A 14,775-nucleotide genomic window follows, 5' to 3' on the forward strand; every position below is an offset into this window, starting at 1 on the left:
CCCCCCCCCCCCCCCCCCCCCCCCCCCCCCCCCCCCCCCCCCCCCCCCCCCCCTATTTTAGATGTGTATAAGAGACAGTGGTAATAGAACCCGACTTGTCAAACAGTTTGATATTTCTCAGCACGAAGTCCCCGGATTGAACCATCGTTCGATAAACCGGTTTGCCGTTCTGCCGGATCTCAACTTCAGCATCACTGGTGGCCACACCGTATACCCAAGGCAACACCGGCCCCTGTGTCGAAGGAAACATATTATCGTCCGAGGACAATTTTATCCCGCGATAAGGAAAGGGATCCAGATAGAAAGTATTATTGTAACCCTCACCAAAATGCAGGCGAGAATTTATCACGGAGATGTCTCTTTCAGCGTAGAGATCGGAAAATTTTATCCGTTGCTGTGGCATACCTTCATTATCATGAAACTGCCGTGATCTTAACCGCCAGTGTTGATAGTTGATGCCTGACTCTAACTCCACCACCACGTTATCTTTTCTTTTCCTCCTGACATAACGCTCGCCCTGATATTTCTTATAGTTAATATCATAGTTTATCAAAATGGCTGGAATGCCTTCATCTCTATACTCGATAGCCAGGCGAGGATCGGCCTTAACCTCCGTCGACTCCAAGAATGTAAAAATGAGAAAATTCACCTTATCAATTAAGGTAACGGTAATATTTAATGGATAAAGATCTTTAACTTTGATACAGCCGGTTTCTGGTACCTCACTGCTGTTTGCGGGTGAGAGGATGTGCCATTCTATAAGCTTTTGTCTATCAAAACACGGAAAACCGTCGTCCGCCACGTCCAATTCAATATGACCTATATCCCGCTCTCCTTCGGATATATAAAAATACTCCCCTGCATTGGCAAAACAGGCTGCCATTAATAGAATAGGGAAAACGAATAAGTTTTTATTCATATTGCGCGGATGGAAATAATGGGATTTATAAAAATGCACCGGCAGTCATCATTAAACATACCGGTACATTATTATTTAATTAGAACAGGTTACTTACCTTCGACAGAAGGCAGGATCACATCTAATTTATCAAGCTCACGCATCATAGCACGATAAACATAGAGTTTGGACTGAGCATGGCGCCCATCCAATTTGTTTGCTGTGGCAAGGTCACGAAGCTTTTTAACCAATTTCAGGGTATTGGGTTGGTTGGCATCAGCCTTAGGAATGGCGCTATATTCTGCAAAGAGATCCTGCCACTCGGCTTCCCAAGCCTCTTGCTGGTTGTACCCTGGGGTGATTGCAGTTCTGGTTTTAGCGGCAACGGATCCGCAATATTTATGCGCACCACCGCGGGTGCCGTAAATAACCCAGAGAGGTGATTTATCCCGAGGATCATTGCCATATGACTGGATATCACTGACACACTTGGTGACTTCATTACGCATATTTTGCTCTTGGCTGCTGATACCAGCAAAAGCATTCGCAGAGAACGCCAGAGTACCGAGCATCAAAAGCCCAATTTTGCTTTTATTCATCTATATAGATCCTTCTAGAATAATTAATTAAAAACATGAATACGCCGTTCTTAAAGGCAAAAGGACCTTAATTTATAGCATTTATTAAGACAATAAAATTCAGCTGAAATGTTTTACTTTCAGATCTTTCATGAGAAATTCTTTAACATAGCCAGTTAATTCTCAAATAAACACTGGAAATGATAATATTATCATGCTATTAATTACACCAAGATCGAACGTTTTATAACCAACTGTAATGTAAAACAGCGACCTGGTTCGCTTACAAGTGACCTATATCATTAAGAAAGCGTCTGAGATTCAGAATAAATCCAGACAAAGGCGACCTGACTAATTTTAGCCAGGCCGACTGACAGAGGAATTGTTTGAACTCACGCAGCTGGCGTAAACTCAGAAGGAGTTCTTCTTTCCTAGTGCGGTGATGCCGGATGTATTCCAAAAATGGCAGTTTCATCCCAGTAACGGGTTCTGAACGCCAACAGCAGCTGCATAAAGCCAACCGGATTCAGCCCCAGCTTGCGCATAATATTCAGCTTATGGGTGCAAACGGTCTTATAGCTCCGGCCAATAACCTGAGCGGCATGTTGCGCATTAGCTCCGGAAACCATCAACCCCAAAATGCGCCATTCACACGCTGATAATGGCAGCTGTCTCTGCGACAATAGCTGCCGCATCGTTGGGCTACGAAAACTGGCCGTGGGATGGGCCGCCGAAATGGCGGCCAGCAAATAATTCACCTTATCACGCTTGGCTACTAATGAGAGGTGTTTTTGCGCCGCAAGCAGCGATAAAATATCCGGGTTGCCGAGGTCGGTGAAAACCACCAAGGACGCCTTTGGCCAAAGCTTACCGGCGGTCAACACAAATCGCACCACCTGATAAATGTCTTCGGTATAATGGTAGAGCTCCATAATAACCGTTTGCTGTTCATTACTGTTGAGTGATGAAACGATCTCGTTCAGACTACTTAGACGGCTGATTTTTTTATTTTTCGGGTCAATCAATGACTGCAGACCGATATTGACCAAAGGATGGGGATCAAAGATAATAAAAGTATCGTTATAAAAGGTATGCATAATCAACTATTCCATTGAAATATTTTATTTTTTAGCTTATAGAAACCACCTGAAACCTGCGTTCCCTGCCGAACGGTCAATAAAAACCAGCTATTTAAGTGCAACTTTTATCCACGTTGATAAACTTATCGTTATAAATAATAAACTTCTGCCCCTGCAATTTGATGCCCGGATGCGACAGCGTATCCCCAGGGCGTAAATACTCGGTGATCCCCTCTTCATCGGTGCTATCACAGCCAGGTTTCAACAGAAACTTAAAAAAGGTATTACCGGTGTTTTTGAGCGTTCCGCGCTGCTTGTCAAGCTGGTAGTCAAACTTGCTCACACGCGGTCTGACCACCAGAATGGTATCCATAACCACGATCGGCTCCAGGTTGGCACCGGCTTTCTTGTTCTGCCCAGCCGTCAGCAGGTTAGTCGGTACCTCGCGAAATGAGACGCGATAATAACGCTCTTTATTATCCTTCGGCCCATGGTAATAGAACTTGTAATATTCCCCCTGCCCTGCCCGCAGTGTCAGTTGCTTAGGGGCAAACAGCAATTCACCCTCTGCCGGGCGGGTTCGCACCTCTTGCTCCCCTGGCCGATCGATGGCACGAATGGAAACCTGATAAAACCGGGCGCTGGCGTTATTGTTCAACACCCGCTTGGCGACAAAGGACTGATCCTGATCCATCGCAAACGTCATGGTACCCACGTTGATCGCCCCGGCGGTAAAGGGCAGGAATATTAGCCATAGCAGCAGAGTTTTCACATTACCCCCCCTTTAATTGATATTGCGCCAAGTTGCCTCAACGTGAATTTCACCGGCGGCATGCACATCGCCATACCAGGCGTTACCGTCCACCGTTTTCAGCGAGATCGGCGCGTTCATCGGGATCCTGAACTTGACCTTGGTCTTGTTCATCACCCCCACGTCACCGGAAATATCGTTCCATGGGGTACTGCTCCACAGAGCGTTGGTCATATCGTGCCACTGGCTGTCACAACCTGCATCAAACACCTGCTCAGTCCCCGTGCTGGTGGTGATACTGAGCTGAGCCGGGAAGGGTACCTGCGCGGTATTATCTGGCGAGGAGAAAATGCAGTAGTTGATCCCTCCCAGTGACTGAGTTGGACCGGTCGCCATCACCCTGACCTGATCGGCATTGGTCTTGGCGCTGGTGGTCACAATATAGCCAAACTCCAACGGTGGCTCTGAGGGGCCAACATAGCCTTCCCGGTGCGGGCTGTTATCGAAATCCTCGGAAATAATGCTGATACTGAAATCACGAGGCTTGATGATCAGTTGGTTAGAGGTCGAGAACTCATACCAGCCCGATTCCGGCGAAGTGGTGTTCTGGAAACGGAAGTTAATCAGATCGTGCGTACCGCCGTCGGTGATCCCCAGCCTGACCATCTGTTTGAAGAAATTACTGGCAAAAAACACGTAAACGGCATTGCTGCTCTTCAACTCGTTAAACGTATAGTAGCTGCCGGTACCCGAGGTATTTTTCCAACTGTTGCCATTCAAACTGAATTGCAGATCGGCCGCATTAACCGCCGATGACAGTGCGGCATGGTTGATCGACGGAAAAATATGGATCGAGGTGTTACTGACGCTGCCATCCGTTTGCAGATCGTAGCTGACCATCTTGCACATGATACCGCTGCGGGCACCGACGGTTTGGTTGCGGCAGTCCGCATTACCTTCACCGATGATCGGTATCCCATCACTGTTGACGAACACTTCCGATACCGCATTGGTATTGATAAAACGCAGGTGTGCCGCCTTGGCATGGGTGACGGTACGTCGATACCAGGTACCTGAGCTTTGATCCTTGCAGCGTTGGCCACTGCTGGCACTGTAGACCGCAGAAGTCTGACAGCCGTTGATTTGCATGCTGAATGACTCACCAGCCCCCATCTGCTTGAGATACTGATAAAAACTCGGTGACATCATGCCGTGCATCCATTTTTGATTCCCGGGAGTAACAACCGCCCCATAGAACCCTTTTTCATCGGTGGTCTCTGGCAGGATCAGACTGGTTTCCATATTGCAACCGGTATACCAGTTGATACAGCGCAGGCCAAGAAATGGATTTTTGATCGGCGCATTTTCCAGCCACATATCGTAACGCCAGTTAGCTATCAGACCATAGTTGAAACCATTATCGACGTAGCCCAGGCTCTGTTGATAAATGGTGCCGGACCCGCCATATTTCAGGCCGGTCCATTTATTGGCTCCGGTCATACGCGGATCTAGCCCCCCTGCCGGGGTCACAAAGAAGTTATCGTCCGCATTGTTCTCAACAAAGACAAACTTCATCGTGGCGGCATCTCCCAGATTGGTCGGGTTCACCGCCTGCGCCGGGGCGATGCTCAGCAGGCCGCCGATCAACAGCGCCAAACGTATGCTATTAGCCTTCATTGCTCATATCTCCTGATTGGCCCACTTTGGCGTAGGACTTCAAGCCGCGGCAAACCACGTCGCCGACCCAGACCGCACCCTGTGCCTTACTCAGATCCAGTGCCACCTCACAGCTTTGATTTTGGCGGTAGGTAAAATCGATTACCGGGAATTTCTTGTCCACATCCATCACGAACTCCCCTTTTTCATCCGTACGGGTACGCCCGATATGGTTGTTGATATTGGCGTTGGCCAGCAGCGTACCGTCCTCGGCCTTGATGCGGCCAAATACCGTCACCATCTGCTTGATTTGCGGTTCGATGACCGCCACGTTGCCCGGGTACAGCGTCAGGCTGTTCTTACGGTTGGTGACGATGTCGAAACTTTCCGCCGAGTTTTTGTTGTTCATCAACTCCACCACATACTGACCATAAGGGGACAGTGGCAGATAGTTCTTGTCTCCGGTCAGCTTGACGACGCGGCCATCCACGCGCGCGGTCAGCATGCCTTCATTTTCCAGGCCGGTATTGATAATGATCCCTGAGTTACCTTCATTACGCCCACTTGCCGCGATATGACGCCCCTGCCAACCGACGCTACCGTTAGCGGTCAGGCTGGTATTCACATAACCGTCTGCGGAGCTGCTAACGTTGACGGTGCCGGTAGAATACTTGGTGTCAAAACGGGCGTAGGCACCGCCGTTAACGCTGTTATCACCGTTGGTGTCCCCGGAGATGGCGCGCGACATATTGGCCCCCACGGTACGGATCGGCCCATCGGCAATCTCTTTACGCGCCGCAATATTGGCCGTGGTGTAGCCGTTCTGGTTAGAAACCCCGGCGCTGAACCAGTTGCCCAGCGGCAAGGAGAAATCGAGCGCAATGTACTTACCGGTATTGCCGCCGGAATGACCATTATTGTATCGCTGTACCCCGGCACGTATGCCCAGCGTGCCGTAACGGCCGGTGAACAGATTCTGGTAGTAATCCACGTTGTAGTAATGGCTGCTATTTTTCTTGTCATCGTTATAACTGACGCTGAGCGTGCCGAGGTGAGGCACAATCGCCCCCAGGTTCAGCGAGCCGCCGATCGCCCGGTTATGGGCATCGTTTTGGCGCAGTTTGTTGCCGATCACCGTTTTTTCTTCGTTGGCCCACAGCGTACTGAAACCGCCGGGCAGCGTGGCGCTCACGGTGTTGATCAGCGTCCAGGATCGGTCTGTGGCTACCATGCTCTGGGTGCTAACCTGCACCGCATCGATGATCGGTATGCTTAAACGGCCTTCCGCCACCGAGGTGCTGTCCAGAGAATAACCGGAAAGCGCCCAGTTAAAACGAGACAGGTAGCCAGAGGCTGAAGCCCCCAACAGGTAGCTATCTTTAGCCTCAGCGAAGCGATCGTTGTCGCCACGCCACTCATCCATTCGCACCATGCCGCCCCAATACTGCCAGAACATTGGCGCACCCGCGGCGTGCAACGGACTATAGAGTTTGTTAACCCGTTGCATACGGCGGTTGATCACCTGACCATTGACGATCACCTCAACCTGCACATCGTAAATACCAAAAGGCAGCGTGCCGGTATCCACTTCATGGTTACCCATGGCGAAATTCTGTACGCTGAGCAGGCGGCCATCACGCGACAGGTGAACCTCACCCGCCGAAGGAAAGAAGGCAACAATCGGCGTTAACGACTGGGTATTATCAAACACCGTCGAATTGGCCCGGCTACCATAGGACATGCCGTAGATTTTGCTCGAATTGATGGTGGTCACTGGGCCCAGCGATTGCAGGTTCCAACTGTCGAGCATGCCTGCGGCAAAGCGTCGGCCAGCGAAGTCACGCTCATACATCACCTTATACAGCGTCGAATCCTGGTTGCTGCTGCCAATCCCATAGACAGAACCGTTCACTTCCACATGATGTTCACGCAGAGAGGTGACGTTATTCAGCGATAAATAGCTGGAGGTAAAACCTTCGCTGGCTTTGGTGCGGTTGTCGTAAACGCCCAGGTTATAGGCCAGCGTGCTGCTTATCTCATCAACACTCGACGCACCAATATCGCTGGCGCGCTCACGCAATACCGTACCCAGGGCCGATTGCTTCACCACCAATTGCAAGTTCAACTGGCGGAAATCCAATGCCAGCCAGGCATCATCCGACAGCGTAATGCGTTGCTTATCGTCAAAGTTGGCGTCATTGAGCGCATTGAGCTGCTTGGCGATCGCGGCGGTCAGCTGTGCGCCCCCCTCGTTATCTTCCAGGGTAATTTCGCTAATTTTCAGATGATTATCATCAAGCACCAGCAGTGCGCGCCCAATGCGTTGATCGTCTTTCTGGGTGCTGTTTTGTTCAAAATGCAGCAATAGCGGGATGCTCATCCCCTCACGCAATGCCATGCTGAAAGTCTGGGGGATCAACACGCCATCAATTTGGGTTAGCCCGGCGGCAAGAGCCGACTGCCCAGGGATCATCACGGCAGGGATAACGCTCATCCCCACCGCTACTGATATTTTGAGTAATGCACTATCCAGTGCTAGTTTCACGTCTAACTCCTTGAACTATTATGCATCCCTTTACTGCAACATCCCGTAGCAGCCCAACTCGGTGTTATTTGACTTGAATAAATTGCTCTCCATACCAAAGCGCAACGTGGCTTTTCTTATCATTGATATCCACTTTGGACAGGCCACGATCTTTACCTGGCATGACAAAATAGTTTTCCTTGCAGTTGCTGCCTTCTTTCTTATTCTTGCAGGGACCATAGGCCACCATTTTGAAGGTAGCATTGCCGGTATTGACGACTTTGTTATTGGCAAACTGATGATTAAAATTAGCCTGCCGGGGCGTAACCACTAAAATGGTGCCAATACGCGCCGAGGTGGTGGCCACGCCATTGCGTTTGGCGGTATTCTGCCCCGCATCCGTTAATGCCTGATCGAACCAGACAATCCGGTAATAGCGTTCTTGGTTATCTTCTGGGCCCTTATAATAAAAACGGATCACGTCCCTGGCGTTGGCTGGCATCATCAGGCTGGCCGGTGACAACAGCATTTCGTCCTTCGTCGCCATCGGGATCACCACGCCGGATTCCGTCGGGTCGGAAATCCTTTCTATTTTTATATTCACCAGGCGGCCGCTATCCGTCGTATTTTTAATTTCTTTACTTAGCGTCGCGCTATTACTGGGCATAAAGGAACTGACCGAGCCAACATCCAGCGCCAAGGCGCTATGGCACAGGGAAAGCAACAGGGGAATAGAAAAATAGAAACGATTCATAGCGGTATTCCAAACTCTTTAGCTGACAAAAACAGGGGGTTTCCCCCCTGTTAAGACGCATTACTCTGGGGAAACGATTATGCGGTAGTCCAGGTAGCGTTGAACTCTACGCTCACGTCGCCACTCCAGATACCTTCAGGCAGGGTGCTGAAATCAGTCACAGCAGTTGTGCCATCAGCCGTTGCGCCGATGATGCTGAAAGTGAACTGATCTTGTGCACTGGTACGAACAGCTTTGTCGTAAGCGCCAGACAGTGCGCTCAGGTTGCCACCCAAAATACCGGCTTTAACATCGATCATAGGGGTTTGAGCGGTTTTCTCTACGGCAGCACCGTTATAGTTAACGCCCACTTCCAGGGTAGAACCAGAGGTGTCGAGCTGAGTCAGAGTGTTGGATACCAGCTTGGAGGTCAGTTTAAAATCGGTGGCGGTTCCTTCGCCCTCGATAGTCACGTCGAACAGACCTTTCTGGCTGTTGAAGCCTTTGATGCCTTCAGCATACTGGAAAGACAGGCTGCCGATTGGCGTAACAACCAACTTGCTGGTGGTATCTTTCTTGGCAGTGGCTGACCAGGTAGCCAAGGCTTGTGCGGTAACTTCTGCTGCCTGAGCGGTGCCCACTACTGCGAATGCTGAAACGATTGCCAGAGCAAGTGTGATCTTTTTCATGGTAAAACTCCCTAAGTTATAGATTTCTATTGTCCGTTAAATTTGCCTTGCTTTGTCATCTCCACTCACTCTGGTATTGCCAGTTGCTAGCGGGATAACGCCAAGTGTTGATAGGCAACGTGAGTATGCCTCTCGTCCCACTTGGCGAGAAAAATCTTAACCCAAATAAATCTTAAGATAATCATTAACTAGTAAATGTGAAATGTTTAGATTTAAATCCTGCGTTTAATCTTTTTAATGCTGAATTAAGGATAAAAACTCCACCCATGCAAAGTGGGTAGCAGAATTATCCTAGATTAATTCGGTCAAACATTAACCTTATTATAACTACCGTTATTCGGTGCCCTTTCTGGTGAAAAGTTAGCCTGTACATTTAATGTGTGTCAGTTAAGGCACCCATTTCCCCTCACCCCAACCCTCTCCCAAAGGGCGAGGGAGCTGGTACGGTGCCGTGTTCAGGTGCAGAAGTGAGCTGCAATAGGGTTGATGTAGAGGCGGAGTGCCGTAATAAAATTGTGGCATGTTCGGTCCTCTCTCCTTGTAGACGAGGGAGTTGGTACATTGCCGTGTTCAGGTGAAGAATTGAGCTGCAATAGGGTTGATGCAGAGGCGGAGTGCCGTAATAAATTGCGGCATGTTCGGTCGTCTCTCCTTTTGGACGAGGAAGTTGGTACATTGCCGTGCTCAGGTGCAGAAGTGAACTGTGACCGGGTTGATGCAGAGGCGGAGTGCCCTAATAAAATTGTGGCACGTTCGGTCCTCTCTCCTTGTGGACGAGGGAGTTGGTACATTGCCGTGTTCAGGTGAAGAATTGAGCTGCAATAGGGTTGATGTAGAGGCGGAGTGCCGTAATAAAATTGTGGCATGTTCGGTCCTCTCTCATTTTCGACGAGGGAGCTGGTACGGTGCCGTGTTCAGGTGCAGAAGTGAACTGCAATAGGGTTGATGCAGAGGCGGAGTGCCGTAATAAAAGTTTGGCACGTTCGGTTCCCTCTCCTTTTGGGAGAGGGCTAGGGTGAGGGGCATTACTATTTCGGGGTAGTGAGCCGACGGAATAAGGGGGATAACGTTAATGAAGTGGTTTAATCTAAGGTAAAGATGCTCTGGCTGTCGGGTGTTTATCCCGCCAGCCAATCAGCATCATTCAATTAAAGGGAGGATTCGCTTTCCAGGCCAGAGCAAAGTTCAATCTTATGCTCTCGCAAAATCTTGCAGCGGAGAAAAAATAGCCGTGATATGCCAGAAATATACGACTTCACCTGATTGCCACGCATCAGCAACAGGTATTCATCCGGCTGGCATTGGATTTTTTGCCTTACTACCTGCGTCAACACATCATCGCTGAATGCCGGATCTGCCTGAACCGTGGAGTTCGACATAAATACCGCGCAGTTACCCGATTTGCCCAAATAGCTCTCTTGCCGGATGCTTGGATTGAAAATATAGAACGCAATGCTGGCCAATACCACGCACACAAAGCCCACTATCCCCCAACCATAGCGCAAGGAAGCACAGGAGAACACCTTGCCTACCACCACGGGTATGGTTTTAGCGGCTGATACCGGCGGTTCGGCAGCAAGGATCGGCGTATCCTTTTCATCCTCACAAGACACAATCTGGATTTCGCTGTGCAGCATAAAACCCACTTTGGGAACCGTGACGATCACCTCCTCATCAATTCCCAGCGCCTTGATCACTCTACGTAACTTGCTCACACACTGGTTAAGATTATTGTTACTGGAAATCATCCCATAATCATCCCACACCTTTTTGAAGATCACTTCACGGCTCACGGCATCGCCCTGGTGGACAATCAGTAACTGTAACAGGCGTTTGGATGGGTTGGAGATGGTGACAGTATCGTCAAACAGATCGCTCAAACTCAGCGTTCCGCTATCGACATCGAAGATAATACGGTCATTAAATTTATATTTCATTATATTCACGACTTTCACTATAAAAACAGACAACCCAGGCATTAATCGTTAATAAAATCATTTGATTAAAATTAAAAGAAAGCCTTTGTGAACGTTTTTATCGCTAGTAAATAGACCGCGGGTAATTGTCATTAACTGTGGCATTTTTCCTTCTCCCTGGAATAAGAATTTTCTCATGACCAAAACAAAGATTATCGAAACGCGCTGACTATTGATATATTGATTCGTTAAATTTCACAAGGTTAGATTTTTATGTTGTCATAAATTTTTTTATAGCGAAAAACTTCATAAAAACACCATATATGGCATGTTTTAATGTAAAAATATCGCAGATTTAACTCTCACTAAGATCTTACATGACTGAAAAAGCAGGCGCTTTCGGCTAGCGTTGATAGTCTTTATCATTTAAATCAATGGTTTTAACCTGTCACACTGCCAGGTAGCTGCCTTAGCCTGACACTGACTTTACATAGCGATATAACCTGGTGTTACCCATACATCGTCAGGATGTATACCAACACCACATTGAGGTGAATCCTTAAAAATAAATCATTAACGTTTTATGAGTAAATATTATGTGGTAGCAGGCTGACTGTGCCACCGGCTGGCACCTGGACGTGATGGAATTATTGCGACTCAATGCCTGTATTATCTGCTGTGGAGTCTGTGGCCGGGCCCTTGGGGCAGCGATAACTACCCCGTTGTTTATCAGATTAGCGGGATTGAAAGTCACTGCACCGCAGTAAGCAACGTAATATTTGCCTGCATAATCGCCTCACGCGCCGCTTCCGGCAGGTGATCGTCAGTGATGATCACCTCAAAGACTGAAATCGGCAGCGCCAGATAGGTAGCGACCTTGCCATATTTGGAAGTATCACTCAGCAAAATGCGGCGGCGACTGGCCTCAACGATGGCGTTTTTCACCACCACCTTATCCTCGTTCGGGGTAGACAAACCACGCATACTCCATGAGGAAGCAGAGATAAACGCCAGATCGATAAACAGATTACGTAAAGCCTGAGCCGCAGCGGCCCCCACGCAGGAACGGTTTTCCCGGCATACCGTACCGCCGGTGTGGATCAGCTTGCACTGGCTATGTTCGAGCAGATAGGCGGCGATAACAAAATCGTTGGTCACCACGGTGATATCGTCACGCTCGCCGAGCTGGCGCGCCAGGGCCAACGTGGTGGTGCCTGCGTCCAGATAGATGCAGCTGTTGGCCGGGATCTGCCGCGCGGCCAGTTGCCCAATGGCGGCTTTCTGCTGGCTGAACATTCCTTCCTTATCCTGATGCGAAGGCTCAATCGCCACTCGTTCGGCCGACTGCACACCGCCGGAGACGGGGAGTACGCTGCCCTGCTCTTCCAGTTTTTGCAGATCGCGCCGGATGGTCATGTGCGAGACCCCCAGCCTTTCGGTCAGTTCAGCTATGCTGACTGCTCCGCGCTCGGACACCAGCGCCAAAATTTGTTGGTGGCGTTCAACAGGTATCACGGTTCCCCCTCTGTGACTACGATGATAATAATTGTGATTTTACGTCAATTTTCGTGCGACGGTAGTAAAGCTTTTCAGGCTGTGAAGCCGGTCATAATCATAAAAAACATTTAAAAGCATTATGTTAGCAAGAGTAACCGTTTTTTAGTCTGTCCGTTGCATTGTTAATAATTGTGAAGATGATCACCGATATCCACGCCAATAACGCTTACATTTAACACATCAAAACAAATAATCACTAAAATTAACAGAGGTGCATCATGGCACAACCAGGAAACTACGCAGTTTGTATCGTCGGTTTGGGGTCAATGGGCATGGGCGCGGCTACGTCCTGCATCAATGCCGGGCTGACCACCTATGGCGTCGATCTCAACCCACAGGCATTGGTGGCGCTACAGCAGGCCGGTGCCAAACAGGCCGCCACCAGCGCAGCAAACTTTGCAACCGAACTGGATGCAGTGCTGCTGTTGGTGGTTAACGCCAACCAGGTAAAACAGATCCTGTTCGGGGATAACGGCCTGGCGGCACAGTTGAAACCGAATACGCCGGTGATGGTGTCTTCCACCATTGCGGCGGCGGATGCCAAAGAAATCGAACAGAAACTGTTGGCGTATAACCTGCCAATGCTGGATGCCCCGGTGTCCGGCGGTGCAGCCAAGGCAGCGGCTGGTCAAATGACCGTGATGGCCTCGGGCAGTGAGAGCACCTTTGCCCAATTGCAACCGGTGCTGGATGCCGTCGCCGGGAAAGTGTACCGCATTGGCGACGAAATCGGCCTGGGGGCAACGGTCAAGATCATCCATCAATTGTTGGCAGGCGTACACATTGCCGCCGGTGCCGAAGCGATGGCGCTGGCCGCTCGCGCCGGTATCCCGCTGGACGTGATGTACGATGTGGTCACCAACGCCGCAGGCAACTCCTGGATGTTTGAGAACCGTATGCGCCACGTGGTCGATGGCGACTACTCACCAAAATCTGCCGTAGATATCTTCGTCAAGGATCTTGGGCTGGTAGCCGATACCGCCAAAGCGCTGCACTTCCCGCTGCCATTGGCCTCCACGGCGTTCAACATGTTCACCTCCGCCAGCAACGCAGGTTTCGGTAAGGAAGATGACAGTGCAGTAATCAAGATCTTCGCCGGGATCGAACTGCCGAAGAATAAGGAGAACTCATAATGTTACTCGGAGTGATTGCAGACGACTTTACCGGCGCCACCGATATCGCCAGCTTCCTGGTGGAAAACGGTTTGCCTACGGTCCAGCTCAATGGCGTGCCGCAGGATGATACCCCTGTCGACTCGCAGGCAGTGGTGATCAGCCTGAAATCGCGCTCCTGCCCGGTCGACCAGGCGGTTGAGCAGTCGTTGCAGGCTTTGGCCTGGCTACAACGCCAGGGTTGCCGCCAGTTTTACTTTAAATACTGTTCCACCTTCGACAGCACAGCCCTGGGCAATATCGGACCGGTTACCGATGCCTTGCTCGATGCGCTTGGCGAACAGCAAACGGTGATTTCCCCTGCGCTACCGGTAAATGGCCGCACGGTATACCAAGGTTATCTGTTCGTGATGGACCAGTTGCTGTCGGAATCCGGTATGCGCAACCATCCGGTGACGCCAATGACCGACAGTAATCTGATGCGGCTGATGGAGGCCCAGGCCAGCGGGCGTTGCGGGCTGGTCAACGCGGCAGAGATGGATCGTGGAGCCGGTGCGGTGCAGGAAAAGTTGCAACAGTTGGCACAGCTTGGCGTGCGCTATGTGGTATTGGATACCCTGAACGAACAGCATCTGCTGACACAGGGCGAAGCGCTGAAAACCATGAAGTTGGTCACCGGAGGTTCAGGGCTGGCGATCGGCATTGCCCGCCAATGGGCGCAACCTGGCCAGGAGAAAGCCCAATCTGCCGGAGCGCCACAGGGAAAGAAAGCCGTGATACTTTCCGGCTCCTGCTCCACCATGACCAACAAGCAGGTAGCACGCTACCGCCAACAGGCTCCGGCACAGAGTATTGATGTCTCGCGCTGCATCACAGCAGGAGATCGCAGCGCCTACGCAGCCGAGCTAAGCACATGGGTTGAACAACAGGCCTCACAACTGGCCCCATTGTTGTACGCCACCGCCGAGCCGGAGCAACTGCAACAGACCCAGCAGCAATACGGCACCGAGGCTGCCAGCCAGGCGGTAGAAGCCCTGTTTGCCGAAGTAGTTAAACGCCTGCAACAACAGGGTTTCAGCCGCTTTATCGTTGCCGGTGGTGAAACCTCTGGCGTGGTCACCCAGGCGTTAGGGATCCGCGGTTTCCATATCGGCCCATGCATTTCTCCAGGCGTGCCTTGGGTACGCGCAATTGAACAACCGGTATCACTGGCCCTGAAATCGGGCAATTTCGGCGATGAAAACTTTTTCGCCAGAGCACAAACGGAGTTTTCAGTATGACG

12 protein-coding genes are annotated in these 14,775 nt (G+C 50.4%); 2 read left to right on the forward strand and 10 right to left on the reverse strand.

Features of this window, described 5'->3' with window-relative positions; translation table 11 throughout:
* Positions 1-52 precede the first annotated feature (52 nt).
* The 10 genes from JHD74_RS05545 to ygbI form a co-directional block, all read right to left on the reverse strand.
* On the reverse strand, positions 53-958 hold the full coding sequence (locus JHD74_RS05545; RefSeq protein WP_199061982.1) for a fimbria/pilus outer membrane usher protein: 906 nt from the start codon (positions 956-958) through the stop codon (positions 53-55).
* A gap of 50 nt (positions 959-1,008) precedes the next feature.
* The gene (locus JHD74_RS05550) at positions 1,009-1,497 is read right to left on the reverse strand and encodes a hypothetical protein (RefSeq protein ID WP_199061983.1); all 489 of its coding nucleotides are present in this window, start codon (positions 1,495-1,497) and stop codon (positions 1,009-1,011) included.
* Between the two features lie 410 nt (positions 1,498-1,907).
* A complete protein-coding gene (locus tag JHD74_RS05555) occupies positions 1,908-2,573 on the reverse strand; it encodes a LuxR C-terminal-related transcriptional regulator (RefSeq protein WP_233169451.1) in 666 nt (221 codons plus the stop codon).
* Between the two features lie 94 nt (positions 2,574-2,667).
* Positions 2,668-3,327 carry a fimbria/pilus periplasmic chaperone gene (locus JHD74_RS05560; RefSeq protein WP_029710855.1) on the reverse strand — a complete coding sequence of 220 codons (660 nt, stop codon included), beginning with the start codon at positions 3,325-3,327 and terminating at the stop codon, positions 2,668-2,670.
* 12 nt (positions 3,328-3,339) lie between these two features.
* The gene (locus JHD74_RS05565) at positions 3,340-4,983 is read right to left on the reverse strand and encodes a hypothetical protein (protein WP_074031714.1); all 1,644 of its coding nucleotides are present in this window, start codon (positions 4,981-4,983) and stop codon (positions 3,340-3,342) included.
* The gene (locus tag JHD74_RS05570; RefSeq protein WP_199062070.1) at positions 4,973-7,456 is read right to left on the reverse strand and encodes a fimbrial biogenesis outer membrane usher protein; all 2,484 of its coding nucleotides are present in this window, start codon (positions 7,454-7,456) and stop codon (positions 4,973-4,975) included. Before JHD74_RS05570 ends, JHD74_RS05565 begins: the two co-directional genes overlap by 11 nt.
* Before the next feature lie 115 nt (positions 7,457-7,571).
* Positions 7,572-8,240, reverse strand: a complete 669-nt coding sequence (locus JHD74_RS05575) for a hypothetical protein (RefSeq protein ID WP_074031712.1) — start codon at positions 8,238-8,240, stop codon at positions 7,572-7,574.
* Positions 8,241-8,317: 77 nt separating this feature from the next.
* Complete coding sequence (locus tag JHD74_RS05580) at positions 8,318-8,908, reverse strand: common pilus major fimbrillin subunit EcpA (protein WP_024527530.1); 591 nt, start codon at positions 8,906-8,908, stop codon at positions 8,318-8,320.
* A 1,148-nt stretch (positions 8,909-10,056) separates the two neighbouring features.
* Positions 10,057-10,845: a winged helix-turn-helix domain-containing protein gene (locus JHD74_RS05585; RefSeq protein WP_024527529.1), complete on the reverse strand. Its 789-nt coding sequence runs from the start codon at positions 10,843-10,845 to the stop codon at positions 10,057-10,059.
* A 729-nt stretch (positions 10,846-11,574) separates the two neighbouring features.
* Entirely contained in the window at positions 11,575-12,339 is a 765-nt protein-coding gene (gene ygbI / locus JHD74_RS05590) for a DNA-binding transcriptional repressor YgbI (RefSeq protein ID WP_024527528.1), read from the reverse strand.
* Positions 12,340-12,599: 260 nt separating this feature from the next.
* Between ygbI and ltnD the strand changes: the two genes are divergently transcribed.
* The gene (gene ltnD, locus JHD74_RS05595; RefSeq protein WP_024527527.1) at positions 12,600-13,514 is read left to right on the forward strand and encodes an L-threonate dehydrogenase; all 915 of its coding nucleotides are present in this window, start codon (positions 12,600-12,602) and stop codon (positions 13,512-13,514) included.
* A complete protein-coding gene (otnK, locus tag JHD74_RS05600) occupies positions 13,514-14,773 on the forward strand; it encodes a 3-oxo-tetronate kinase (protein WP_081375860.1) in 1,260 nt (419 codons plus the stop codon). The genes ltnD and otnK overlap by 1 nt, the downstream gene beginning before the upstream one ends.
* Positions 14,774-14,775: the final 2 nt, after the last annotated feature.

Source organism: Serratia sp. ASV30, from assembly GCF_016428815.1.
Classification (GTDB): domain Bacteria; phylum Pseudomonadota; class Gammaproteobacteria; order Enterobacterales; family Enterobacteriaceae; genus Chania; species Chania fonticola_C.

Coding starts and splice junctions, on each gene's coding strand:
- JHD74_RS05550 (WP_199061983.1), bottom strand. CDS start 1,497: ATGAATAAAAGCAAAATTGGGCTTTTGATGCTCGGTACTCTGGCGTTC.
- JHD74_RS05555 (WP_233169451.1), bottom strand. CDS start 2,573: ATGCATACCTTTTATAACGATACTTTTATTATCTTTGATCCCCATCCT.
- JHD74_RS05565 (WP_074031714.1), bottom strand. CDS start 4,983: ATGAAGGCTAATAGCATACGTTTGGCGCTGTTGATCGGCGGCCTGCTG.
- JHD74_RS05570 (WP_199062070.1), bottom strand. CDS start 7,456: ATGAGCGTTATCCCTGCCGTGATGATCCCTGGGCAGTCGGCTCTTGCC.
- JHD74_RS05575 (WP_074031712.1), bottom strand. CDS start 8,240: ATGAATCGTTTCTATTTTTCTATTCCCCTGTTGCTTTCCCTGTGCCAT.
- JHD74_RS05580 (WP_024527530.1), bottom strand. CDS start 8,908: ATGAAAAAGATCACACTTGCTCTGGCAATCGTTTCAGCATTCGCAGTA.
- JHD74_RS05585 (WP_024527529.1), bottom strand. CDS start 10,845: ATGAAATATAAATTTAATGACCGTATTATCTTCGATGTCGATAGCGGA.
- ltnD (WP_024527527.1), top strand. CDS start 12,600: ATGGCACAACCAGGAAACTACGCAGTTTGTATCGTCGGTTTGGGGTCA.
- otnK (WP_081375860.1), top strand. CDS start 13,514: ATGTTACTCGGAGTGATTGCAGACGACTTTACCGGCGCCACCGATATC.